Origin of the sequence: Pseudarthrobacter sulfonivorans (assembly GCF_001484605.1) — a bacterium.
In the GTDB taxonomy this organism is placed as follows: domain Bacteria; phylum Actinomycetota; class Actinomycetes; order Actinomycetales; family Micrococcaceae; genus Arthrobacter; species Arthrobacter sulfonivorans_A.
This window is the reverse complement of sequence record NZ_CP013747.1, coordinates 3,214,080-3,238,422: the sequence shown is the minus strand read 5'-3', so window position 1 is coordinate 3,238,422 and position 24,343 is coordinate 3,214,080. Positions and strand designations below refer to the sequence as shown.

23 protein-coding genes are annotated in these 24,343 nt (G+C 65.2%); 8 read left to right on the top strand and 15 right to left on the bottom strand.

Annotated elements, in window-relative coordinates:
• The first annotated feature begins 140 nt into the window (after window positions 1-140).
• A complete protein-coding gene (locus AU252_RS14660; protein ID WP_058931351.1) occupies window positions 141-578 on the top strand; it encodes a VOC family protein in 438 nt (145 codons plus the stop codon).
• A 169-nt stretch (window positions 579-747) separates the two neighbouring features.
• Entirely contained in the window at window positions 748-1,179 is a 432-nt protein-coding gene (locus AU252_RS14655) for a DUF309 domain-containing protein (RefSeq protein ID WP_058931350.1), read from the top strand.
• Between the two features lie 739 nt (window positions 1,180-1,918).
• Here AU252_RS14655 and AU252_RS14650 read toward each other — a convergent pair.
• Entirely contained in the window at window positions 1,919-2,482 is a 564-nt protein-coding gene (locus AU252_RS14650) for a dihydrofolate reductase family protein (protein WP_058931349.1), read from the bottom strand.
• A 251-nt stretch (window positions 2,483-2,733) separates the two neighbouring features.
• A complete protein-coding gene (locus AU252_RS14645) occupies window positions 2,734-3,357 on the bottom strand; it encodes a DinB family protein (protein ID WP_058931348.1) in 624 nt (207 codons plus the stop codon).
• A gap of 676 nt (window positions 3,358-4,033) precedes the next feature.
• On the opposite strand from AU252_RS14645, the gene AU252_RS14640 reads away from it, so the two are divergent.
• On the top strand, window positions 4,034-5,092 hold the full coding sequence (locus tag AU252_RS14640; RefSeq protein ID WP_083510414.1) for a DMT family transporter: 1,059 nt from the start codon (window positions 4,034-4,036) through the stop codon (window positions 5,090-5,092).
• Window positions 5,093-5,504: 412 nt separating this feature from the next.
• On the opposite strand, the gene AU252_RS14635 is transcribed toward AU252_RS14640, so the two are convergent.
• Window positions 5,505-6,191 carry a hypothetical protein gene (locus AU252_RS14635; protein ID WP_058931347.1) on the bottom strand — a complete coding sequence of 229 codons (687 nt, stop codon included), beginning with the start codon at window positions 6,189-6,191 and terminating at the stop codon, window positions 5,505-5,507.
• A gap of 135 nt (window positions 6,192-6,326) precedes the next feature.
• On the opposite strand from AU252_RS14635, the gene AU252_RS23895 reads away from it, so the two are divergent.
• Window positions 6,327-6,488, top strand: a complete 162-nt coding sequence (locus AU252_RS23895; protein ID WP_157768989.1) for a hypothetical protein — start codon at window positions 6,327-6,329, stop codon at window positions 6,486-6,488.
• A gap of 1,081 nt (window positions 6,489-7,569) precedes the next feature.
• Here the strand turns inward: AU252_RS23895 and AU252_RS14630 are convergent.
• The 6 genes from AU252_RS14630 to AU252_RS14605 all read right to left on the bottom strand — a co-directional run bounded on the left by AU252_RS14630 (window position 7,570) and on the right by AU252_RS14605 (window position 14,016).
• Complete coding sequence (locus AU252_RS14630; protein WP_058931346.1) at window positions 7,570-8,007, bottom strand: hypothetical protein; 438 nt, start codon at window positions 8,005-8,007, stop codon at window positions 7,570-7,572.
• Window positions 8,008-8,068: 61 nt separating this feature from the next.
• Window positions 8,069-9,520: an aldehyde dehydrogenase (NADP(+)) gene (locus AU252_RS14625; protein ID WP_058931345.1), complete on the bottom strand. Its 1,452-nt coding sequence runs from the start codon at window positions 9,518-9,520 to the stop codon at window positions 8,069-8,071.
• A gap of 61 nt (window positions 9,521-9,581) precedes the next feature.
• Complete coding sequence (locus tag AU252_RS14620; protein WP_058931344.1) at window positions 9,582-10,691, bottom strand: mandelate racemase/muconate lactonizing enzyme family protein; 1,110 nt, start codon at window positions 10,689-10,691, stop codon at window positions 9,582-9,584.
• The gene (locus AU252_RS14615; RefSeq protein WP_058931343.1) at window positions 10,691-11,596 is read right to left on the bottom strand and encodes a 5-dehydro-4-deoxyglucarate dehydratase; all 906 of its coding nucleotides are present in this window, start codon (window positions 11,594-11,596) and stop codon (window positions 10,691-10,693) included. Before AU252_RS14615 ends, AU252_RS14620 begins: the two co-directional genes overlap by 1 nt.
• Window positions 11,593-12,561, bottom strand: coding sequence for an NAD-dependent epimerase/dehydratase family protein (locus AU252_RS14610; protein WP_058931342.1), 969 nt, complete (start codon window positions 12,559-12,561; stop codon window positions 11,593-11,595). Before AU252_RS14610 ends, AU252_RS14615 begins: the two co-directional genes overlap by 4 nt.
• A 30-nt stretch (window positions 12,562-12,591) precedes the next feature.
• Entirely contained in the window at window positions 12,592-14,016 is a 1,425-nt protein-coding gene (locus AU252_RS14605; protein ID WP_058931341.1) for a Gfo/Idh/MocA family protein, read from the bottom strand.
• Between the two features lie 365 nt (window positions 14,017-14,381).
• Between AU252_RS14605 and AU252_RS14600 the strand changes: the two genes are divergently transcribed.
• A complete protein-coding gene (locus tag AU252_RS14600; RefSeq protein ID WP_058931340.1) occupies window positions 14,382-15,416 on the top strand; it encodes a LacI family DNA-binding transcriptional regulator in 1,035 nt (344 codons plus the stop codon).
• Here the strand turns inward: AU252_RS14600 and AU252_RS14595 are convergent.
• Entirely contained in the window at window positions 15,413-16,132 is a 720-nt protein-coding gene (locus AU252_RS14595) for a FadR/GntR family transcriptional regulator (protein WP_058932971.1), read from the bottom strand. The two genes, AU252_RS14600 and AU252_RS14595, sit on opposite strands and share 4 nt — an antisense overlap.
• A 96-nt stretch (window positions 16,133-16,228) precedes the next feature.
• Here AU252_RS14595 and AU252_RS14590 point away from each other — a divergent pair, with 96 nt between their 5' ends.
• A complete protein-coding gene (locus AU252_RS14590; RefSeq protein ID WP_058931339.1) occupies window positions 16,229-17,560 on the top strand; it encodes an alpha-hydroxy acid oxidase in 1,332 nt (443 codons plus the stop codon).
• A gap of 29 nt (window positions 17,561-17,589) precedes the next feature.
• Here the strand turns inward: AU252_RS14590 and AU252_RS14585 are convergent, their stop codons facing one another.
• Both AU252_RS14585 and AU252_RS14580 read right to left on the bottom strand, forming a co-directional pair.
• The gene (locus AU252_RS14585; RefSeq protein WP_058931338.1) at window positions 17,590-18,132 is read right to left on the bottom strand and encodes an ArsR/SmtB family transcription factor; all 543 of its coding nucleotides are present in this window, start codon (window positions 18,130-18,132) and stop codon (window positions 17,590-17,592) included.
• A 79-nt stretch (window positions 18,133-18,211) separates the two neighbouring features.
• Window positions 18,212-19,423 carry an acetoin utilization protein AcuC gene (locus AU252_RS14580; protein WP_058931337.1) on the bottom strand — a complete coding sequence of 404 codons (1,212 nt, stop codon included), beginning with the start codon at window positions 19,421-19,423 and terminating at the stop codon, window positions 18,212-18,214.
• A 104-nt stretch (window positions 19,424-19,527) separates the two neighbouring features.
• Between AU252_RS14580 and AU252_RS14575 the strand changes: the two genes are divergently transcribed.
• Window positions 19,528-20,961, top strand: a complete 1,434-nt coding sequence (locus tag AU252_RS14575; protein ID WP_058931336.1) for a TrkH family potassium uptake protein — start codon at window positions 19,528-19,530, stop codon at window positions 20,959-20,961.
• Window positions 20,954-21,640, top strand: coding sequence for a potassium channel family protein (locus tag AU252_RS14570; protein ID WP_058931335.1), 687 nt, complete (start codon window positions 20,954-20,956; stop codon window positions 21,638-21,640). Before AU252_RS14575 ends, AU252_RS14570 begins: the two co-directional genes overlap by 8 nt.
• A gap of 13 nt (window positions 21,641-21,653) precedes the next feature.
• Here AU252_RS14570 and proC read toward each other — a convergent pair whose 3' ends face one another.
• From proC to AU252_RS14555, 3 genes are all read right to left on the bottom strand, one after another.
• Window positions 21,654-22,487: a pyrroline-5-carboxylate reductase gene (proC, locus tag AU252_RS14565; protein ID WP_058931334.1), complete on the bottom strand. Its 834-nt coding sequence runs from the start codon at window positions 22,485-22,487 to the stop codon at window positions 21,654-21,656.
• Window positions 22,488-22,801: 314 nt separating this feature from the next.
• A complete protein-coding gene (locus AU252_RS14560) occupies window positions 22,802-23,806 on the bottom strand; it encodes a Ppx/GppA phosphatase family protein (protein WP_058931333.1) in 1,005 nt (334 codons plus the stop codon).
• Window positions 23,807-23,859: 53 nt separating this feature from the next.
• Complete coding sequence (locus AU252_RS14555; protein ID WP_058931332.1) at window positions 23,860-24,312, bottom strand: SseB family protein; 453 nt, start codon at window positions 24,310-24,312, stop codon at window positions 23,860-23,862.
• Window positions 24,313-24,343 lie beyond the last annotated feature (31 nt).

The window sequence follows — 24,343 nt, the reverse complement described above, 5'->3', positions numbered from 1 at the left end:
CTCGCTCATTGACGTTTCGGCGGCTGAGCGTCTTCATCGTTCCGTAAGCCCATCGGCTTGGGGCAATCGTCCCGGAACTTGTTCAGTCGAGTCCCGGCTCGCCACTGGAGCTAATCGGTCCGTCTTGGTAGCTTCAACGCATGGCCATCAAACTTGAGAACGTCGGTATCGCCGTTCGCGACCTCGAAGCAACCATCGCCTTTTTCACCGACCTCGGGCTCACGGTCGTCGGCCGTGACACCGTCAGCGGCGAATGGGCCGACACTGCCGTCGGGCTGGATGGCAACCACGCGAAAATTGCGATGCTCCAAACCCCGGATGGTCAGGGTCAACTGGAACTCTTCGAATACATCCACCCCAAAGCGATCGAGACGAACCCAACTCGTCCCAACGACATCGGCATGCACCGCGTGGCGTTCTCGGTCGACGACATCGACGAATCCCTTGAGATAGCTGCGAAGCACGGATGTACACCGCTACGCGGCGTGGCGACCTACGGTGACGTCTACAAACTCACGTACCTCCGCGGTCCCAGCGGAATCCTCGTAATGCTCGCCGAGAAACTGAAGAAAGACTGATACCTGGATCGGCCCACCCCTGCGGCGCGACCAGCGGTGGCCATTCTTCTCTCGCGGCCGCCGTCCCCACCGCATCCTTTGCAGTGGAACGGATGTTCGAAGGGCCGAGCCGTAGCATTGGGCAGATGAAGGTTAGCAAGGTCCACGGACGCTCAGAACGGAAACTGCAATGACCGGCGGCAGGGATCGCGATGCTTCAAGGCGCCCGCGGCAGGCCCGGCCACGTGACGCCCTTGGACGGCCGCTGCCGTACGGAAGCGCTGGCGTTGAGCCGGTCTCCGAGGAGCCGCTGCCGCCGGCGGAGACGTTGATCTCGGCCCGGAGCCTGGTGGAAGCGGGCCGGCCCTTCGCCGCGCATGAGGTACTTGAGGCCCGATGGAAAGCTGGGCCGGCCCAAGAACGCAACCTTTGGCAAGGTCTCGCCCAGATCTGCGTCGGGCTCACCCACGCCGCCCGGGGGAACAGCGTTGGCGCGCTCCGGCTCTTCGAGCGCGGTGCGGCCCGACTCGAGGAATACGGTTCAGGCGAAGGGCCGACCTACGGGCTCGATTTGTCCGCCGTTGTGAGTTGCGCGCGTGATCGGATGGACACCGCCCGCTGAGCTCGCGACCAGCATCCTCGCGGCAGGCGGCGGAGGCACTATCTCCGGGAGACTGCTGAGAGTTTGCTTGACCATTAACTTGTCCCGTAAGGGGAACCCTCTATGGGACAGTCCCCAGCGTTTGATGGGCGTCACGATGAATAGTTGCCTAATACGCCGCGGCTGCCCCGCGGGACGAAGTGGTTTGGGCCCTAGTCTTGCATCACCTCTTTGGGCTTGTGATGGATACTTCGCCGCTGCCGAGGCTTTCCCAAAGGCAGTCAGCGATCCGTTCAGCGTCTTTTTGTGTCGCTGTTTCGAGCAGCTTGATACCCAGGTGCGTAGAAGGCAAATCTGCCGATTGGATCGACTCGTCAATGAGCGGGTCTTCAAAGCAGTGATCTATTGAGGCGCCGTCCCTCGGTCCGAGCACCGAGACATGCCACCGGTCCGACGTTCCTGGGGTGATGCTTGTTCCGTCTGTTGCCACACCGCAGCTACCCAGGGCAAGGGGCAATAGGAATAAACCCATCCAACGGCACGTCTGGCCTTTCATTTACTGCCCCTTCCCCAAAACTCCCAGCCTGACCAGGGCATACGCTCAACCCGCAAGTTCCCGTTCCGTTTGGGGATCCCTCTCCGGACGGATCGTCTGCGGTGAAAAACAGGATTGGCAGGAACGTCATGATCACGCTTCGGAACATAGCTCCACGAGATCCTTAGCTGGCTTCGAAGCCCGCGCTAATCCGAGGTCGGGCACTCAGCGCCTAGTCTCGTACCTGGCCAGGACCACACCATGGGGAAACGTCCGGGTCTCCACCAGCCTCAGATTCACCCAGTTGTCCAGGGCTGTGAAGAACGGCGTGCCGCTGCCCACCAGGACCGGATGGGTGACGATCACGTACTCGTCGATCAGCCCGGCCCGCATGGCCGCCGCGGCGAGTGTGGCACCGCCGATGTCCATGGAACCGCCGTCGTCGGCCTTGAGCCGGGTGATCTCGGTGACCGCGTCGCCGGTGACCAAGCGTGTATTCCAGTCGACCATGCTGGTCGTCGAAGAGAACACCACCTTCGGCATGTCCCGCCAGCGGCGGGCGTACTCGATCTGCGCCGGTGTGGCACCAGGCTGCTGGTCTGCGGTCGGCCAGTGGGAGCTCATCGTCTCCCACAGTTTGCGCCCGTACAGCGCCAGACCCGTCGCCCCCACCCGGTCGGACCACCACTGGAACAGCTCATCGCTCGGTACGCTCCAGCCGAGGTCGTCGTCGGGCGCGGCGATGTAGCCGTCCACGCTCAGATTCATGCCGAAGGTCAGATTGCGCATGGCGTCAGTCTGTCGTGGGTCGGTATTCGTTGTACAGACCAGCACGGCGCAGAGAAGTCACCGCTCAGGCCACACCGAGGGCCAGTTGATTACCACGCCAAGCAAATGCTCCGTACGGAAAGGATCCCTCAGCGGGACAGTCGGTTCTAACGCCACCCGCTAATGGACAAGAACAGATCCTGATCGAGCCGCCATCAGGGTGTGAAAACTGTTCCAGTGTCCGACTTTCACACGGTTGGCGGGTAACGCCGCTATCGGTGCTGGTGAGAGTCGGTTGCTCTCGGTTGGGTCTGGCCCCCGTAACCGCGAGCAACAGACTCTAGGTGATCGCAGTACTCGTGCCACCACGCCGGGTCCCCGGCTGCCATATTGTCGTTGCCGTCCCGGTGTCCGACGCTGCCGTCGGCCAACTCGCGCACGATGTCTGCATGACCGGCATGCCGATGCGTTTCGGCAGTCACGTGGACCAATATGCGGGCGAGGCTGACCGGGTTGCTCGCCTCACGCCACCACGGCACGTAGCCGGAAGCATCAAGCGGCAGCAGGGAAATTGTTGCGTCGGCATGTGCCCACACCCGTTGATATAGGCCGACGGTCGCGTCGCGGGACTCCTCAGACCGCGCCCACATGTCCTCATTCGGATCGGCATTGGGCGAAAGCCATTCTAATTCCTCACGGAAGGGTCGGTTGAAGACTACGCCGAAGTACTCGGCTTCGACCCCGGCTAGGTGCTTGACCAGCCCGAGAAGGTTCGTGCCGGTTGGTGTCAAGGGGCGGCGTAAATCGTATTCAGACAGGCCCTCAAGCTTCCACACAATCGCATCACGACCATCCTGCAAATACCGGCGCAACTCCGCCTTGGCAACATCACTCATGTGTGTCAGCTTGTAGCGGTTGACGGCCGATGGCCGATGGCCGATGGCCGATGGCAAGCCAACATGAACCCGGTGTCAGGAAGGGAACCCCCACGGGACGATAACAGCAGTATCGCTCTAGGTAATGAAGTGACGCTCTGAAGCCTCCAGTGGCACGAAGCTGGGCGTTTCACTGCCCCCGTTGAAGGTGTGCAATTTCATCCAGACTGCCTATACAAGACTTGCGCGGCGTCGGGTCGTGAGCCGAACGTATACCGGGCACGGTGACGGGTTTATGAGGCCGGCGCCTCGATGTCCAACTCGGGGGAGCTTTGCGAAGGTCATTTTGGCAAACGGTTGCAGGTTGAGTTTCACTGCGCTATGGTGCATAAGTCCACGAAAGAAAAGGTTTTCATTGAAGCGAATCCTCAAAATGGATTGCACGAAAGCTTCAATGACAACCGATTGCCATAACTATTGGTGACGCATGGATCCTTTTTATTGCGGCACTGTTCCCGGTGATAATATCCTCTGACGTCGCGGACAATTTCTTAGACCTGCCTCTTGGAGAACACCTTGACCCTGCAGCACACCAGCCACCGCGTCGGATGCGACATTCTTCCTGCCAGGCAAGGGGACGGCCCACCTGATCTGGAAGCCCAGGGGCTTGTCATTGTGTTCCCGGTGGTCTTCTAGGATGGCCTCGGCCGTCGGCACCGAAGCTGTTCCGCAGCTTAGGTCGGCAGCACGTGTACTGGTTATCGGTATCCCGTTGGCTGTTGCTGCTGGCTTGACCTTGCCGCTGCAGGCTCGGATCAATGGTGAGTTGGGGCAGCGGCTGCAGGATCCACTGCTGGCGGGATTGTTCAGCTTCGGGGGAGCCGCGCTGGTCATGGCAGCCGCTACTCTCGTCATTCCAAGCGGTCGCACGGCGTTCGTGAAACTCCTCGCGGATACTCGGCAGCGGAGCATCCCGTGGTATTTCCATGCGGCCGGCTTGATCGGTGCGTATTTTATCTTTGCGCAGACCAGTTTTGTCGCAAGTGTCGGGATCGCCATTTATACAGTGGCGGTGGTAACCGGCCAGACGGTCAGTGGACTCGCTGTGGACCGGATCGGGCTGGGTCCCGGAGGTAAACGGGCCATCACCGCGCTGCGGGTGCTCGGTGTGCTGCTCACGGTTTGCGCGGTGTTCTGGGCGGTGTCGCCTCGGATCTCCGGATCGCCGGACCCCATCGCCATGCTGGTCCCGCTGGCACTGGTTGTCCTGGCCGGGGTCCTGATGACCTTTCAGCACGCAGTCAACGGCAGGATCGCCGCACACGTCCGGTCACCAATACCGGGGACCTTGGTCAACTACGTGGTGGGCAGTTTGGCGTTGGCGCTGATCTGGACACTCAAATTGGTCCTCACCGGCGGGCTGCCCACGCTGCCGACCGAGCCGTGGTTGTATGCAGGCGGCGTGCTGGGCTGCATCAACCTGGTCCTGAGCGCCCTGCTGATCCGGCGTATTGGCGTGCTGCTGACCGGGTTGAGCATGATCGCCGGACAGTTGATCGGTGCTCTGTTGATGGACTGGCTGCTGCCGGTTGCCGGTAGTGTCATTTATCCGCAAACCGTGTTCGGCACCTTGCTCACACTCGCCGCGATCGTCGTGGCCGCGCTGCCAGGATCGACCCTGCGGGGGTTCTGGCGGCGCGGACCCAAGCTGCGCCAAGGCCCGCCCGCAAGAATTCCAGGGAAGCAGTCCCCATAATGGGCCAGACGTGAAACTGCTGAGGCTTTTCGTGCTGGGTGTGAGTCGGCGGTGGTTTCGCGGGAGGGTGTGCGTCGTGAAGCAGGTTCAAACAGTGGTCCGACTGTAGAGAGACAGGTTAGCCGAATGGTCCATGCGTAGTGAGATTGGTCCACCTTGAATGGGACGGGACAACGGTCTTGTCCCATTCAAGTTGAAGCACGAAAACCGCGAAACCTAGCGGGTTGCGCCAACCAATGGTTGGCGCATTTGGCCCGGTTGTCTCAATTTAGTTGACGCAAATCGGAGAATCCGGGGTCAGCCGGGGGACCAAGCGATCGAGGTGCCTAGGATCAGGCTTCGGGGCTGTCCCGTAAGACGGTCCCCTAGGGGGCGACGTCAAACTTAGCGTTGCTGTGTTTGGATGGAGCCGTTAGCTCCGGGGCGTGAATTGGACTTGGATGTGCTTGAGCTCAGTGCGTGGAAGCACAGCGGTCACCACGCCGCCGCCTGCCAGTTGGGCTCCGATACCGTAGACGAACGGGTCCGTATCGACCTCTGCACCGGGCATGTCGACTCCGTTGATGACGATCCTGGCCTGGCTGTTGACCATCCGGCCGGTTACTGTGGGTGCGTGCTGGTCCCACGGGTTGCTGCCCGGCCAGAGCTCTTGCCGGTATAGGTTCATGAGGATGTGGTTGACATGGTCAGCCAGTAGGCTTCGAACCGTAGAGCGCTCGGATGGAGCGCGGTGCCAGGTGGTTCGCACGGCTTCCCACAGTTGCGGGTAGCGCAGTCGCTCCACCTGCTCGATCAGCCAAAGGGGCCGCGGCCATGGCGGAACTTCCTCGATCGATCTGCGTGTCTTCTCGTCGAGGTCTGCGAGGTTTACCGGGTCTGAGCGGTCATCCGGGTTTCGCCAGAGCGTATAGGTGATGCTCGCCGTCATTTCGTTGTACCCACGATCATCTAGGCCGTAGCTCACACCGACGCTGTCCGTGTCCTCCAATGACGGTTGGGGCGTGAGCCCCATCACCGGAATGGGCATGAGTTTCAGGCTCTCGGCCCATTCGGCACGGGGGTCGGGAGCGTCTGCGGGGAGAACTCCAGCCACTCTCATACCCCGACTATGAACCACACGAGGGTGCCTGTAAATGGGATTGAGTTTCGGGCCCCCAATGTCCCGGTGAAGGTTGGGCTAAGCAGCAGAGTGGTTCGATTGGGCTGATCAGTTAGGGCGGACTTGGAGTCTTGTTTGGCTGCCCATAGAAGCAACGACGGCGGCTACGGCGGCGGCCAGGGCTGGGACGTAGAACCAGCCGATGCTTCCGGAGCCGATGACTACGAAGACAACAAGAGCGACAGCAGTCGCAACGGATACTGGAGTCCGCGCACGCCCACGTATAAGGAGAGGTAGCGCGGTCAGGGCCACGGGGATGAACAACGCCACGAAAACAGATGGCCCATTTGTTTCAAGCAGGGTCGGATGGCTGACCTGCTCTGACCCACCAGACGTTACTTTTACCTGGGTGTACATGGGAACTAATGAGAGAACCAAGGAAGCAACGATCGCGAGTGAGACAGCGAGGACCTGGCGAACATTCCTAGAATCCAGATGGTGTTTCATGTGACTCCCCGGGTGAAGCTGTATACGTCAACGAAAGCACGGTTGGGGTGTTTCCACTAGAGGACAGTTGGGATCGAAAGAACGTCCCTTTAGCAAGGAGTCCGTCATGGCGAGACTCCCGCTGGATGACGGATTAGGCTCACACCATGAAGCTTCGGGGCGTACTTCTGCTTGCGGCAGGCGTTGTTGTCACCGTGTTGGCATTTGCCGTCCTGCTCGGTCGCATGCCCTGGGTAAGCCGGGCATGTCCAGCAGTCGGTTACGCATATGTGGGTGCTGTGGAGCTGGCCTTTTCCACCCCGCCGGAGTCAGTAGCGGCTTGTTTTGGGGAGGGATGCACTCCTGAGCCGGTGGCGAGAAACCCTGAGGGAAAATGGCTGGTGCCGCAGTCCCCGCCATACCTGAATCCGCCTGTTAGTGTCATTTCTATTTTTGTGGAAGCCGTGGTCACTTCTGGTGGCCGCATAGCCCGTGATTTGCCCATAGAAACGGAATCAACCGGGGAGCACCCCTTCGGACCCGAGTGCGGCGGGCCTTTCAGGTTCAAGCCCGCGCAAGTGGCTTTTAGCTGAAGCATCGAGCGCAGGGGTGCGTGGCTTTGGGGCAGATCTAGCGGCGCCCTTGTCGCACCCGCCATCCTCCCTTAAAGCGTTCGGCTAACGGGCGGCCGGGGGGTGACATTTATCGCTGCGAAAACGCCGCCATTTATCGCTGCGATTCACACCGTAAGACCCGCCCGCAAAATGCCCGGTGAGGGAACCCTATACGGGACACATGAAGAAGGATGCTCGGGTGATGGCGATGTCCGGTCCCTGAATCGCTCTCCAGAGCATGCTGTGGTTCGGACTCGGCACGCGTCGCAGGAGGAAACCTAGTCAGCGTCGTATGGGGTGTCGAACAGAGTGACTCCCCATTCCGGGTTCTGCAGGACGATACCGGTCTCCCGTTGCACGAACTGGAGCGGGTCCTGGAGATACATTGCCATCCGCTCCTGCTCCTCGTCCCACGGGAAGCCGCAGGCGCCCACAAAACTCTCCAGCGTTCCCGGATCAGGCGTGATGGCTTGGCCGACAATGGTGACTCTGAGCGCGTATGAAGCGCAGGGGATCCGCACGGACATCCATGGACTGCCGCCCACGCTGGCGAACCTGATGGCGTAGTCGCCCGAGCCCACCCCCCGACCGGAGGGTACGTCTGCCGGGACCATGGAGCCGGAAGTGAAGTACTGGCACACCAGCACCCCGTGGGTGAGAGCATCTTTCGGACCTTGACCTAAGCAGTCGTCGGCGCAGGCCAATGGCAGTGGCATGCCCCATCAAGGCAGAGATCAACCCTTCTAGTTGACCCCTGCCTTGATGGCCCGCGACCAGTTACGGAAGAACCAGCTCACCGTCCACGCGGCGCGGGATGCCCAGCGGGTTGCTTTCGCGCAGCGCCGGGTGCAGGACCGTTTCGGGCGCATCCTGGTAGGCGACGGGTCGCTGGAAGCGGCGGACCGCCGTCGCGCCTACTGACGTGAACAGGGACGTGGTGGCCGGGTACGGGCCGCCGTGCTGCTGCGCCCAGTTCACTGCGACGCCGGTGGGCCAGCCGTCGAACAGGACCCGCCCGGCGAGGCCTGACAGCTGCTCCACCAGGTCCGCGACGTCCTCGCCCGGCTGGGCGTGGACGGTGGCGGTCAGGCTGCCGGGAACCTTGGCCAGGACCGCGGAGAGCTCTTCCTGGTCAGCGTATTCGATCAACATAGTGGTGGGGCCGAAGCACTCCTCCAGCAGCTCGTCCGGGCGCTCAAGGGCATTGGCGGCGGAGGTGGCGAACACTACGGGCGCGGCGCCATTGAGGGTGGCGTCCTGGTCGGCTGTGCCGCTGACGATGGTCACGTCCGGCAGCGAAGCCACGCTGCGCAGACCCTCCGGGTACGCGTCGGAGATCCGGGTGGTGAGCATGGCCGCCGTCGGCTTGTCCTTGCTGGCCTCAGCCAACTGTGCGGCGAATCCTGTGCCCGCCGGGATGAAGACCAGGCCGGGCTTGGTGCAGAACTGGCCGGCGCCCATGGTGAACGATGCCGCAAGTCCCGCCGCGAGCTGGCCGGAACGTTCGGCCAGCGCGGCCGCGGTGATGACCACCGGGTTCAGGCTGCCCAGCTCGCCGTAGAACGGGATGGGGTCGGGCCGCGAGACCGCGAGGTCAAACAGCGCCCGGCCGCCGGGGATGGACCCGGTGAAGCCTACGGCCTTGATGGCGGGATCCTGCACCAGCGTTGTGCCCACCTCGCGGCCTGCCACGAGTGCGAACAGCCCCTCCGGCGCTCCAGCCGAACGCAGGGCTTCGGTGACTACTTCGGCCGTCCGCTCGGACAGCTTCAGGTGGCCCGAGTGGGCCTTGACGATCACCGATGAGCCCACGGCCAGGGCCGACGCGGTGTCGCCGCCGGCCACCGAAAACGCGAAGGGGAAGTTGGAGGCCGAGAAGACTGCCACCGGGCCGATGGGACGCAGGATGCGGCGCAGGTCCGGCTTCGGCGGGGTGGCGGACGGGTCCGCGTGGTCAATCACCGCTTCAAGGTAGGAACCTTCGGTGATCACACGGGCAAAAAGCCGCAGCTGCCCGGAGGTGCGGGCCACCTCGCCGGTCAGCCGGACGGTGCCGAGCCTGGTCTCCGAATCGGCGATCTCCACCAGTTCGGCCACGTTGGCGTCCAACGCATCGGCGACGGCGGTGAGCCAGCCTGCGCGCTCGGCGTCCGTCGCGGCAGCCGCGATGGCGGCCGCCCGGGTAGCGGCAGCCGTGAGCTCGGAGAGGGAAAGTGTTGCAGTTGTCACTGGGGATACCTGATTTTCGTCGGGAGTGGTGGTGTCTGCGGTCAGTCGTGATTGCAAGCTGTCAGGCCTGCGGGTGGTCCGTGAACCGGAAGCCCAGCCCCGGCTGGTCCGTGAGCGTGAGGCGGCTGTTGCTGAAGCGGACCGGTGACGGTCCGGCCAGGATGCCCAGCTGCTCGAAGGACGCGTCCTCCACGTCCTCCACCAGGGTGGGCTCCGCCAGCGTGAGGGCCAGCTGCCCGGACAGCTCCGGCAGCAGGTGCGGCATCACGCGGATGCTGTTGGTCCGGGCCAGCTCCACAATCCGCCGGAACGGCGTGATGCCGCCTACCCGGATGATGTTGGGCTGGATGATGTCCGCCGCCTCCGCCTCAATGAAATCGCGGAACCGGTAGATGGTGTGCAGGTTTTCGCCCAGCGCGATGGGCACGGGTGAATGCTTCCGCAGCCTGCGGTAGGCCCAGAGGTCGTCCGCCCGGATGGGCTCCTCAAGCCATTCCAGCCCGTATTCCGCGAGCACGTCCAAAGCCTTGAAAGTGGTGGGCAGGTCCCACCGCTGGTTGGCGTCGATCATCAGCTTGCGGTCCGGGCCAAGGACGGAGCGGACTGCCGCCACGCGCTCGGCGTCCTCGCGGATATCGGGCTTGCCCACCTTGATCTTGACCGCCCGGTGTCCTGCTGCCACCCAACGTTCGGTCTGGGCCACCAGCTCCTCCAGCGTGTAGTGCAGGTTCACGCCAGACCCGTACACCTCCGCGGACTCCTGCCGCTGGCCCAGCAGGCCCGTGACCGAAGTACCGGCACGCCGTGCCTGGAGGTCCCAGAGGGCAAGGTCGACACCGGCCATCGCGATGGTGGTCAGTCCCCCGCCGCCGGCCTCATGCAGCCGCTTCCACAACGCGTCCCATACCGTCTCGGGATTGGCGGGCAGCCCCGTAATGAAAGGCGCGATGTCGTAGTCGAGGAGCGCTTGGACGGCCTGCGGGCCGATGGTGGGCGTCCACGAAAAACCGTGCCCCGCGCCGCCGTCGTCCGTCTGGATCTCCGTAACGATCACGTGGTTTTCCGGTGCCTCCACTCCCCAGCTGCGGCGCAGCGGGACGGTCAGGAGGCGGGTGGTCAGACCGGTAATGAGCGGAACGGTCCGGACGGTTTCGACGGCGGGCGCACTCATCAGCGGCCGGCCAGCTCGTAGCCCTTGGCCAGGATGGACTTCAGCTGGAGCAGCTGGTCCTCGGTGGGGTCCACCAGCGGCGGCCGGACCGGGCCAACAGGAAGTCCGCCGAGCCGCAGGCCGGCCTTGACCAGCGAGACGCCGAAGCCGGGGGTCTGGTCCCGGAGCCGCACCAGCGGAGCGTAGAAACCCTCCAGCAGGGCGTTGCGGCGGTCCTCATCGCCGGAGACGTAGGCGTCGTAGTACGCCTTGGCGATTTCCGGTGCCATGGCGAACGCCGCCGAGGAGTAGAGCGGAATGCCCAGGCCCCGGTAGGCACCCTGGGTCAATTCGGCGGTCAGGAGCCCGTTGAAGAACGCGAAGTCCTCGCGTCCCGTGGCGCGGACCGCGGACACGATCTCCTGGGCCAGGCCCACATCGCCCAGACCGTCCTTGAAGCCGATCACCTTCGGGTTGGCGGCAAGGCGGACCATGGACGCGGCGGTGAACTTGGCGTTGCCGCGGTGGTACACGATCACGGGGAGGCTGCTGGCGTCCGCCACTGCCTCGATGTACGCCACCAGGCCGTCGGTGGGTCCGGTGACCAGGTACGGCGGGAGGACCAGGAGTGCATCGGCGCCCGCCTCCTCGGCAACACGGGCGGCAGCAACGGCGTGCCCCAGCGGCCCGCCGGCTCCGGCCACCACCGGCACCGTGCCTGCCACAACTTCGACGGCGGCGGTCACCACGGTGCGCACCTCGTCGATGCTCAGGGCGTGGAATTCGCCGGTGCCGCAGGCAGGGAACACGCCGCCGGGTCCGAACGACAGCCGCGAGCCGATGTGCTCCTTGAGGAGCTCCACATCAACGGTGCCTTCCGGCGTGAACGGGGTGACGGGAAAGAACAGTACGCCGTCGAATTTCATGATGTCTCCTTGGCACCGGCTCCGGCTGTGACCAGCGCGGCGGATGTCTCGTCGTTGAGGTGGTTGGTTGTCTTCAGTTCGGTCCGCCAGCTGCGCTTGGGTTCCCAGCCGAGCAGTTGACGGGCCTTCGCGATGGAGAAGGCCGGGCTAGTGCCGGTCAGTCCGGAGGCCAGGGCCTCGCTTCCGGGCAGGAAGCGGGGCATCAGCTCCGCCAGCGGTGCCGTGGCGAGGGCGTCCGCCGCCCCCACAAAGAAGGTTTCGCCGTTCGGGATGGTGTCCATTTTCTTCAGGAGCACGTCCAGGAAGTCGGCCACATCGCGGGCGTCCACGTAGTTGAACAGCGCGGGCGCGGACAGGGCGGGATCGGCCAGCCGTTCGGCCAAGGTGTGGCCCTGCTGTGTGGGCGCGCCTTCCCATTCCTCCGGTGAGATGACGTAGCAGGGCCGGAAGGCGGCGTACCGGATCTTCGAACCCTGCGCCGCGGCAAACATCTGCACGGTCTGCTCGGCGATCAGTTTGGACAGCGCGTACGCGTTCCAGGGCTTCGGCACGCTGCGCTCATCCAGCGGGAAGCTGTCCGGCAGCCAGCCGGCCGGCGATCCGTAACCCAGCACCGTGGGGCTGCTCGCCGTGACGATCTTGCCGATCCCCAGTTCCGTGGCCGCGCTGATGACGGCATAGGCAAGGCGGGTGTTGGTGGCGAAGATGACGTCCTCCGGCGCGCTGAACGGAACGGCGATCGCGGCGAGGTGGATGACGGCGTCGGGCCTGGTCTCCCGGAGGAGGCGCAACGCCTCGCCCGGGGCCAGCAGGTCGCCGGTTTCCTGCACAACGCCGGCCGGCAGCTGGTCCGCCGGGATGGCGTCGCGGTCCACCGAGATGACCTCGTGGCCCGCAGCCGCGAGCCCGGCCACGACGCTGCGCCCCAGCCGGCCGGAGCCGCCGGTGACAAAGATCCTGCTCATGTTGGTTCCTTTGGGATTTCGGGCGGCGGACTAGGCGTCGCGGCGAAGGTCTGCGCCGAGGTGGAGATCCTCGATGCGGACGGGAAGGGAGGACTCCAGCGAAAGGTTGCCGGCGATGCCCACGGACACGGAGCGGAGGCCGTCGAGGTAGCCGGACGGACGGCCCAGCGGGTCCTCGCCGGGACCGTTGAAGAGGTCGGAGAGGAGCAGGTCGTCGCCGCCGCCGTGGCCGCCTTCGCCGTTAAGGATGGGCACCTCGTAGGCAGCTTCCCAGTGGCGCTGGACCACCAGGCGTTCGCCGTTGCGGCGGACGGCGTCTTCCTCCTCGATGGGGGTGGCGCTGGGGTCCACCACGGTCTTTTTGTCCGTGCTGTTGAGGACGGCGGCGCGTTCCACCACTTCAAGTTCGGCCCGGCCTTCGGTGCCGTTGACGGCCACGCGGTAGCCTTCCCACGGGCTGTGGGCGTTCAGGGAGTAGCTCAGGCGCGGGCCGCCCTGGTACTCCACCACGAGTGCCAGGTTGTCCTCGATGGTGATGCCGCCGGTGAAGACGTCCTGGTCGCGGCGGTAGCCGTCGTAGTGCTCGTTGTCCAGGAAGAGGGCCTTCAGGCGCTCATCCTCACGCAGGTCCAGCGCAAACGGATCCTTTTCGGCAGTATCGGGCGCGCCGGCGTCGGGCGTTCCACGCTCCGGACGGGGACCCAGGCCGCGCTCGGCGGCGTTCTCATCGCCGTAGAACTTGAGGCCACCGGAGGCGAACACGCGCTCCGGGACGTCGTTGATCCACCAGTTGACCAGGTCGAAGTGGTGCGATGCCTTGTGGATCAGCAGGCCGCCGGAGTTCTTCTTTTCGCGGTGCCAGCGGCGGAAGTAGTCGGCGCCGTGGACGGTATCCAGGACCCAGCTGAAGTCGATGGAGGTCACCTTGCCGATCACGCCGCTCTGGATGATTTCCTTCAGCGCACTGTTGCGCGGTGAGTAGCGGTAGTTGAAGGTGACCACCACGTTGCGGCCGGTTTCCGCCACGGCCTTGGTGATGCGGCGGCAGCCTTCGGCGTCGATGGTGAGGGGCTTTTCGACCACGACGTCGGCGCCCGCCTCGAGTGCCTCCACGATGTAGTCCGCGTGGGTGTAGTCCGGCGTGGTCACCACAACGCGGTCGATGTTGTTGGCCTGGATGTAGGCGGTGAGGTCTGCGGGGTCAAAGGAAGCGACGGGTCCGGGCGCACCGAGTTCCTGGATGAGCTTCTGGTAGAACTCCACGCGGCCGGGGTTCACGTCGGAGAAAGCCACCAGTTCCGCGGTATCGGCGTGCTTGCCGAAGATGGCCCGGATGTACATCTCGGAGCGGCCACCGGTGCCGATGAGGGCGATGCGGGCCTTGGTGCGCGCTCCTGGCTCCGGCGCTGAAGTGAAGGCAGCGGTAGCAGAACTCGATTCGGCTGTGTTGACCATGAGGGTCCCTTTCGAAGGCTTCAATACTCGGCCGAGCTGCGGCCGCTGGTGGTGCGCTGGACTGTGGTGCTCTGGACTGTAGTGCTTGGAACCTGTGCTGCTCTGGACCGTGGCCCGGAAGTCGCTGCGTTAACTGAGAAAGCGTTTTCTCAGTGCCGCTACATGATTTCTATCAATAGACGCGCGGTCCCGTCAACCCTTATCCTCTCTAAGAGAAAGCGCTTTCTGACCAAAAGGCCTGTTTCTGCGGCGGCGCAGCCATCATGCGGCGCGCCGAACGAATGGAAACCGGTTTCCGAGAGCGTTGTATGCTTTCCCACGGGCGCCGGTAATCACGGGGACCGGGACTTACGAAAGGCAGGGCCATGGCCAGGAAATCGGCAACCGGCAGGATCGGCATTGCGGACGTTGCCGTGAAGGCAGGGGTTTCGCACGCCACTGTTTCGCGCGTCATGAACGGGAACTTCACCGTGGACCCGGACATCGCGGCACGGGTGCGGGCGGCCGCCGTCGAGCTCAAATACCAGCCCAATCCAGTGGGTCGCAGCCTCGCGCTGGGAAAAACGGACACCATCGGCATTGTGGTGCCGGACCTTGCCAACCCCACCTTCCAGGCGATCCTGCGCGGATTGAGCCGGGCTGCGGCGGAGGACGGCTACCGCGTCCTGATTGCCGATTCCTTCGAAGTCTCCAGCGAGGAAGCCATTCTGGCCGGCGAGGCCCGCCGGCGCTGCGACGGCCTGGTGCTCTGCGCCCCGCGTATGAGCGATGCCGAACTGGAGGAAATCGCGCCGTCGCTGCACCCGCTGGTCCTGATCAACCGGACGACGGCGGCTGCCGGGATTCCCAGCCTCGTGGTGGACTACGGGCAGGGAGTCCAGGACCTCGCCGAGTACCTGGTGGGCCTCGGCCATACGCGCCTGGCCTTCCTGGCCGGCCCGGCAGGCAGCGCCTCCAACGGCCTCCGGCTCGAGGGCCTGGAGGCGTTCAAAACCCGGCACCCGCAGGTGGATGTCACCATGCTCGACGGCGGCTCGGACTTCGACACCGGCCACGGGGCTGTGGACTCGGTCCTGGCCAGCGGCGCCACCGGCATCCTTGCGTTCAACGACCTCGTGGCCATGGGCCTGATGAGCGGCCTGCACGAGCGCGGCGTGGACGTGCCGGGCGACATCTCCGTCACCGGCTTCGACGACATCCCGTTCGCCCGCTACACCACACCCACCCTGACCACCGCGGCGGTTCCCATTGCCGAGCTCGGCGGCCAGGCCTGGCGTGAACTGCGGGCACTCATCCGCAAGGAAGACCACGACGCCCCGGGCAGCCGGTACCAGCCGCGACTGGAAATCCGGGCCAGCAGCGGCCCCGCCAAGGCGCCACGTCCTGCGGCCCACGGCTAAGTTGCCCCGGTTCCCTCCGCCGGGCGCCCGACCCCGCCCTCGCGGTAGTACCCCTCGATGTGGGCAGCCACCAGCGCGGCCGCGCGCGCGCCGTCGTCGTTCCTGATGGCGGCCAGAATCTCCCGGTGCTCCGCCTGCAGGCGGGACGCCGTGGCATCCCAGTCCGGGAGATTGGCCGTAAACCGGGCGGTGTACCCCTGGATGGATTCGCGCAGCGAGCCCATCATGGCGCTGACCACGGCATTGCCGGCGGCGTCCGCGAGGGCCAGATGGAACCGGATATCCAGCGCCAGGAAGTCATCCGCCGTCCGGGCAACGCGTTCGACGGCGTCCATCTCGCCCAGGAGCGTGGCGGCCAGGCCCAGTTCCGGAGCGTCGGGCTTGGCCCTGGCAGCCGCCCAGGTCTCCAGCAGGATGCGCGTTTCCACGATGTCGGACACGGGCAGATGCTGCGTGGCAACGTGGAGCCGCAGCGCGGAGCCGAGCGCCGCCGTCGGATCCGAAATCACCACCGTCCCCGCTTCCGGGCCGGAGCCAACCCCGGCCCGGACCACGCCCATGGCCTCCAGGATCCGGATGGCCTCGCGCACCGAAGTCCTGGAAACTGCCAGCTGCTCGGCGAGTGCCCGCTCCGCAGGCAGGCGTCCGCCCACGCTCAGCTGTCCGTCGGAGAGCTGCTGTTCGATCCACGTCAGGACAAGTTGGTGCGTACGCATATCACCATCGTAGTTGATGTGGTTGGACCACATGGTTTAGAGTGTGGTTAGACCACAGCCCGACCCCCTGTGCCAGGCCCACCAACGGAGGCAGCCATGACCCACACCATCCAGCCGAACAACCCCGAGGTCACGCCGGCCCCGGATGCCACGGACGTCCCGGCCGCCGCGGCGCCGAAGCTGGTAGCTCCGGCGGTGCCGGCTGCGCTGAAGCGCCGCATCCCCAAGTACTCGGACCTGGCCCCGCTGATGCAGTTCAAGAAGCCCGAGTTCAGCAAGGAAGCCCGGCTGAAGCGTGCCAGCACCATCTGGGACCTGCGGGACATGGCCAAACGCCGGACCCCGCAGGCCCCGTTCGACTACACCGACGGCGCCGCCGAGGGCGAGATCACCCTGCGCCGCGCCCGCGAGGCCTTCCTGGACATCGAGTTCCGGCCCGGCATCCTGCGGAACGTCTCCAACATCGACCTCAGCACCGACATCCTGGGCAAGCCGTCACGGCTGCCCGTGGGCATCGCCCCCACCGGCTTCACCCGCATGATGCAGTCCGAAGGCGAATACGCGGGCTCGCAGGCAGCCGAGGCCGCCGGCATTCCGTACACCCTTTCCACCATGGGCACCGCGTCCATCGAGGACGTCGCCGCCGCCGCACCGAACGGCCGCAACTGGTTCCAGCTGTACCTGTGGACTGACCGCGACCGCTCGCTGGAACTGATCGAGCGCGCCGCCAAGGCCGGCAACGACACCCTCATGGTCACTGTGGACACCGCCGTCGCCGGCGCCCGCCTGCGCGACGTCCGCAACGGCATGACCATCCCGCCGGCACTGACCATCAAGACCGTCCTGGACGCGTCCTACCGCCCGGCCTGGTGGTTCAACTTCCTCACGCACGAGCCGCTCACCTTCGCCTCGCTGTCCCGCTACACCGGAACCGTGGCCGACCTCATCAACTCGATGTTCGACCCCACGCTCACGTTCGAGGACCTGGACTGGCTGCGCGAAACCTGGAAGGGCAAGCTCGTGGTCAAGGGCATCCAGACCGTGGAGGATGCCCGCAAGGTGGTGGACCACGGCGCCGACGGCGTAGTGCTCTCCAACCACGGCGGCCGTCAGCTGGACCGCGCGCCCATCCCGTTCCACCTGCTGCCCGGCGTCAAGGAGGCCTTCACCAAGGACAACTCGGACGCGGCCATCATGCTGGACACCGGCATCATGAGCGGCGCCGACATCATCGCCGCGCTGGCCCTGGGCGCCGACTTCACGCTGATCGGCCGCGCGTACCTGTACGGCCTGATGGCCGGCGGCCGGGCCGGCGTGGACCGCACCCTGCAGATCCTCGAGAAGGACATGGCCCGCACCATGGCGCTGCTGGGCGTCAGCAAAATCTCCGAGCTGACCCCGGACCACGTGCGCCTGCTGAACAAGTAAGTCGCACCGCCCAGAGGGGTGGGCGGGGGCTACTTCTTGCGGCCGAACTTGGGGAGGTTCGGGAGGTTGGCCAGCAGGTCCGCGGCCTTGGTGGCGGCGCGGCCCACAGTACGGCCGATCTGCTGCGGCACTGTGTCGTCGCTGAGCGGGGCCACCGTGCCGCCGGGAATCACGACGGCGGGGCTCAGTTCGGCGCCCGGGCGCTCAAGGACGGCGGCAACGGCCACGTTGTCCGACAGCGGGGTAGCCACGGGCCGCTCCGTGCCGGCGTCCGCCTCCGCGCGAGGTGACTTGGCGACGGCGGCCGCCGGGCCGACGTCGAACGTCTCCAGCCAGCTGACGATCCCCTCAAGCGGTTTGGCATTCAGCGCGTAATAGCGCTTCTGGCCCTGCGCCCGCATGCTGACCAGCTGCGCCTCGCGGAGGACTTTCAGGTGCTTGGAAATGGTGGGCTGGCTTGCGGAAAGTTCTTCCACCAGCTCGCCCACTGCCTTGTCCCCGGCGCGCAGGGATACCAAAATGTCGCGCCGGGTTGCTTCCGCAATGACGGCAAATACGTCGTCTGTCACCATGACTCCCACCCTAGCGACATATACGCCGCCGGGCATCAACTATTTCGCCCGTGACCGGCCCGCGCGGGTTGAAGATGGATCAGTCGAACCAGGGATCAAGGCCGTGCAGCGGGAAAACGGCTTTGCGGGTGGCCATGACGGTGCGGTCCACGGCGTCGTTGGGGTCAAAGCCCACTTCCCAGGACCGCCACCAGAGCTCCACGTCATCGCCCATCAGGCCCGGGGTGTCCATGCCGAACTTGTCCGAAACATACGTGCGCCAATCCTCCGGCACCGGGGTCCGGAGCGGAACGGGGCGCCCGGCAGCGATGGCGATCAGGTGGCTCCAGGAGCGCGGCACAACGTCGGTGACGCTGTACCCCCCACCGCCGGTGGCGATCCAGCGGCCCTCGCAATGGCGGGCAGCAAGATTCCCGACGGCGGTGGCCGCCTCGCGCTGGCCGTCCACGCTGATGTTCAGATGGGCCAGCGGATCAAGGCGGTGCGAGTCGCAGCCGTGCTGGCTGACGATGACTTCGGGCTGGAACGCGCCCACGAGCTGCGGCACCACGGCGTGGAATGCCCGCAGCCAGCCGGCGTCGCCGGTGCCCGACGGCAGGGCAACATTGACGGCGCTGCCCTCAGCCTGCGGACCGCCGATCTCGTTTGCGAAACCGGTCCCGGGGAAAAGTGTGAGTCCGCTTTCATGCAGCGAAATGGTCAGGACCCGGGGGTCGTCCCAGAAGATGCTTTCCGTCCCGTCCCCATGGTGCGCATCGACGTCGATGTACGCCACGCGGCTGATGCCGCCGTCGAGCAGTCTCTGGACGGCCAGGGCGGAGTCGTTGTAGATGCAGAATCCGCTGGCGCGGTCACGGGCGGCGTGGTGCAGGCCCCCGCCGAAGTTCACGGCGTGGAGCGCGGATCCGTCCAGGATGGCGGACGCGGCGGCCAGCGATCCGCCGGCGAGCCTTGCGGCGGCGTCGTGCATACCGGCGAAGGCAGGATCGTCGTCGGTGCCCAGTCCGCGGGCTTCATCCGGCGAGGTCGGGTCGTCGCTGACCCGGCGGACCGCAGCCACAAACTCAGGCGAGTGCACGGTTTCAAGTTCGGCATCGGACGCAACCTCCGGAGCCTCCACGAACACATGCGCAAGGTCCAACAGGCCGAGGCTACGGGCCAGCCGGGCCGTGAGGTCCAGCCGCGCGGGAGCCATGGGGTGGCCGAGGCCAAAATTGTAGGCCGTCATGGCCGAATTCCACACCACCATCGTTGGTGGCGCGGGCTGGCTGAGACCGGGCAGGAATGTCATCAATGACAGGCTACCGGAGGCCGCCGCTGCCCCAGCCCGGCCATTACGCGGGCATTAGTGGTTTACTACTGGAGGAAACAGTTTCAACCGAGGAAAAGCCCCCCATGACGCAACGCCAGACGAGGCCCCGGAACCCGGCCAGCTGGCACCCCGCCGCACCGGAGCGCGAAGGCCTCTGGATCTTCACCCGCGTACGCGACTTCGTCGACGATATTGCCAATACGTCGCCCGCCCGGCTTGCCCTGAGCGCCTTCGGGGCGGTCTGTCTGGTCTTCACGTTCTTCCTCTCGCTGCCCATCTCTTCCGCCACCGGTACGGCCACTCCGATACACCAGGCATTGTTCACCGCGGTGTCCGCGGTCTGCGTGACCGGCCTGACGGTTGTTTCGACGGCGGTGCACTGGTCATTCTTTGGCCAGCTGGTCATCCTGATCGGCATCTTCGTGGGCGGCTTGGGGACCCTGACGCTCGCGTCGCTGCTGGCCCTCATGGTGAGCAAGAAGCTTGGCGTCCGCGGCAAGCTCATCGCGCAGGAGGCCATGAACAACGCCGGCCGGCTCGGTGAAGTGGGTACGCTGCTGCGGATCGTCATTGTGACCTCCGTGGTGATCGAGGGCGTCCTGGCGCTGGCCCTGATCCCCCGGTTTATGACGCTGGGCGAGCCCTTCTGGCAGTCGGTGTGGCACGGAGTCTTCTACTCCATTTCCTCGTTCAATAACGCCGGCTTCACGCCTCATTCGGACGGCATTGTTCCCTACGAGACCGATCTCTGGATCCTCATCCCGCTGATGCTCGGCGTGTTCCTGGGCAGCCTGGGTTTTCCCGTGGTCATGGTCCTCCAGCAGAACGGGCTCAACTGGAAAAAGTGGAACCTGCACACCAAGCTCACCATCCAGGTGTCGTTCATCCTGCTGGCCGCCGGCACGGTGCTGTGGGCGCTGATGGAGTGGGACAACGTGCGGACCATCGGCCACATGGACCTCGGCGACAAGATCACCCATTCGCTTTTTGCCTCCGTCATGACCCGCTCGGGCGGGTTCAACCTGGTGGACCAGAACCACATGGAATCCACCACCATGCTGCTCACCGACGCCCTCATGTTCGCCGGCGGCGGTTCGGCGTCGACGGCGGGCGGCATCAAGGTGACCACCATCGCCGTGATGTTCCTAGCCATCGTCGCGGAGGCCCGCGGCGACTCCGACGTGAAGGTGTACGGCCGCACCATCCCGCAGGGGACCATGCGGGTGGCTATCTCAGTGATCGTTGCCGGCGCCACGCTGGTCTCCGTCTCGGCGTTCCTGCTGCTGCAGATCAGCGGCGCGTCCCTCGACCGGGTGCTGTTCGAAACCATTTCCGCCTTCGCCACCGTGGGGCTGAGCACCAACCTCAGCGCCGAGCTGCCGCCGTCGGGCGTTTATGTCCTCACGGCCCTGATGTTCGCGGGCCGCGTCGGCACCGTCACCCTTGCCGCTGGGCTGGCACTGCGCCAGCGCAGCCAGCTGTTCCACTACCCGGAAGAGAGGCCCATCATTGGCTAATTCCTCAGGCGCCCCCAACCGCCCCGCCCATAACGCGCCGGTCTTGGTGATCGGGCTGGGCCGCTTCGGCTCGTCCACCGCCGAGCAGCTCGTGAAACAGGGCCGTGAGGTGCTCGCAATCGAGCGCGACCGGAACCTGGTCCAGAAATGGGCACCGCTCCTCACCCACGTGGTGGAGGCCGACGCCACCAACATTGATGCGCTGCGCCAGCTCGGTGCACAGGAGTTCAGCTCTGCCGTTTGTGGCGTGGGCACCTCGATCGAGTCCTCCGTGCTGATCACCGTGAACCTGGTGGACCTGGGCATCGAGCACCTCTGGGTCAAGGCCATCACGCCGTCGCATGGCAAGATCCTCACCCGCATCGGCGCGAACCACGTGATCTACCCCGAGGCCGACGCCGGCGTCCGTGCCGCGCACCTGGTCTCCGGCCGCATGCTGGACTTCATCGAGTTCGACGACGATTTCGCCATCGTGAAAATGTACCCGCCGCGCGAGACGGTGGGCTTCACACTGGATGAGTCCAAGGTGCGCTCCAAGTACGGCGTGACCATCGTGGGCGTGAAATCGCCCGGCGAGGATTTCACCTACGCCCGCCCTGAAACCAAGGTGTCCGCCCGCGACATGCTGATCGTGTCCGGGCACGTGGACCTGCTGGAACGGTTCGCCGCCCGGCCGTAATTGCGGGTGGGGATCAGCCGAGCTGCCTGGTGATCTCCGCGGAGCGGTCCGCTGCGGCGCGGGCGCCGGCGGCTATGATGGCCGGAATGCCCCGGTCGTCGAAGGTGGCGATGGCCCGTTCGGTTGTGCCGTTGGGGCTGGACACTCCCTTGCGCAGGGCCGAGGGATCGGCGCCCGGCTCGGCAAGCATAAAGCCGGCGCCTGCGACCGTCTCCCGCGCCAGGAGCAGCGACAGCTCGGGATCCAGGCCCAGTTCGACGCCGGCAGCTGCCATGGCCTCGGCCAGGTAGAACGCGTAGGCGGGACCCGAGCCGCTGATGGCCGACAACGCGTCCACCTGATCCTCGCGCACCTCCACCACGGTGCCAGTGGCCCGGAGGATGTCCTTGACGGTCTGGAGCTGTTCCGGCGTGCAGTTGGTTCCGGGTGAGACGGACACGACGCCGCGGCCCAGCTTGGCAGGGGTGTTCGGCATGCTGCGGATCACCGGCTGTCCGGGAGGCAGGGCAGCTTCCAGTTGCGCCAGAGAGACGGCTGCGGCCACGCTGACAACGATGGCCTTCGGGGACAGGGAGCCGCTGATCTCGCGCGCCAGGTCGACGATGCCCACCGGTTTGACGCCAAGGATTACGACGGCGGATCCCTTGGCCGCCTGCTTGTTGTTGTCCGGTTCCTCTTCGCCTGCGATGGCCGTGATGCCGTGGTGACGCAAGGCCAGTTCCGCGGCGCGTTCAGCACGCCTGACTGTAGCCACGACGTCGGCGGGGTCGGTTCCCCCGCCCAAGAGGCCGGCGAGGATGGCTTCGTTCATGGATCCACAGCCCAGAAAGGCGATTCGGTTGCTCATGCTTCCATCATTGCAGTTCGGGTGGGCGGCTGCAGAAATGGAACGAATCGGAAAAAGCGGGAACCCCCCGAAATGCATTCACAGCGGACTCCCATGTTCGCTGCAGCTTGCACACAACTTCGCCGCCTAACGTAGTTATTACCTCATTGAGGGTGCGAGTGATGCGGCAAGCATGGGGATGTTTGCCCGAGGCGCCGGTGGTTTGCAGCAGGTTTTCCCCCATTTTCCTGCTGCGGACGCCGGCGCTTTCGCGTTAATGCTTCTTTCGGCCAGGCCGCAGGCATAGCGCGGCCTCAATCAAGCCGCGGCGGGCCTCAGGCGGGTGTGGCCTCGATCGCCTGGCGTGCCGCGGCGGGCTCCATGACATGCGGGGCCGGATCCAGCGGACCGGCGAAGACAAGCTGATCGAGCCGGCGCAGGATCAGCCCTTCACGCAGCGCCCACGGGCAGATCCTGATCTTCTTGAACTTGAACATTTCCAGGGCAGCCTCGGCCACCAGAGCCCCGGCGAGCAGCTGGTGCGCGCGGGCCTCGGACACGCCCGGCAGAAAGAGCCGGTCCTCGGACTTCATGGCTGAAATGCGCTGCGCCCACACGCCCAGATCCGTGGCGTTAAGTGTGCGCTTCACGTAGGGCCCTGCGGCGCTCGGGGCTGCTCCGGCGACCCTGGCGAGCGACCGGAAGGTCTTGGAGGTTCCAGCCACAACGTTGGCGCGGCCCAGGCCGTCGAACTGCCTGACTGCCGGGGCGAGGGTGGCCCGGATGTAGCGGCGCAGCTCTTTGACGCTCTTGGCGGAAGGCGGGTCCTCAGCCAGCCAGTCGCGGGTCAGGCGGCTGGCGCCCAGCGGCACCGAAGTGGCCACTTCGGGCAGTTCGTCCTGCCCGAAGGCCATTTCGAAGGAGCCGCCGCCGATGTCTAGGTTCAGGATCGGTCCCGCACCCCAGCCGTACCAGCGGCGGACGGCGAAGAAGGTCATGGAGGCTTCTTCGCTGCCGGTCAGTTCCTGCAGGGTGACAGTGGTTTCGTGCTTGACCCGGGCCAGCACTGCAGGGCCGTTAGTGGCTTCACGGATGGCCGACGTACAGAAAGCCAGCAGGTCGTCCGCTTTGTGCCTGGCGGCAAACTCCCAGGCTTCAAGGACGAATTCGGTCAGCTCGTGCTGCCCTTCGTCTGTGATGTTGCCGTCGGTATCCAGGTATTGGACCAGGGATATGGGCCGTTTGTGCGACGCGAAAGGCACCGGACGCGCGCCAGGGTGGGCATCCACCAGGAGAAGGTGGACAGTGTTTGACCCGATATCAAGGACGCCTAGCCGCATCCTGCCATTATTCCCCCGCCCGGGCCCTCACTTACAACCCTGCGCAAAAGATGTCAGTTTGCGGAGGCGTCCTCGGGTGCGCTGTCCGGAAGCTCATCGGCGCGCTTGAAGTCGCGCTTGATGTTGGCGACGCCGTCCGGGTTGATCTCAAACCCGTACGCAGCGCCGGGGTTGATCACCATGCCCAATTCCTCGCCGATGTTGGCGATGATGGCTGCACCCTGGGTCCCCAGGACGTTCGGGGCCGCCTCAAGATACTGCTCGTCAACGCGGCTGGGGTGCGAGAACACCGCAAGGACGGGCTCGCCGTCGGCGTTCGCCAATACCAGCGGCTCCACCTGGGAATCCTCCCCTTCGATGCCGTCGGTGCTGATGACGTAGACCTCGCTGTTGAGGAAGGACAGGATGACGTCCACCGGGCTGCCCTCGGGCTGGCCGCCAAGGGCGAGCTTCTCTTCGAGGTCGTTGAGCGGAGTGAGATCGGCTGTGCCGGGCTGTTCAGTCATGTATCTACTCGACCACGTTGGAGAGCCCGGC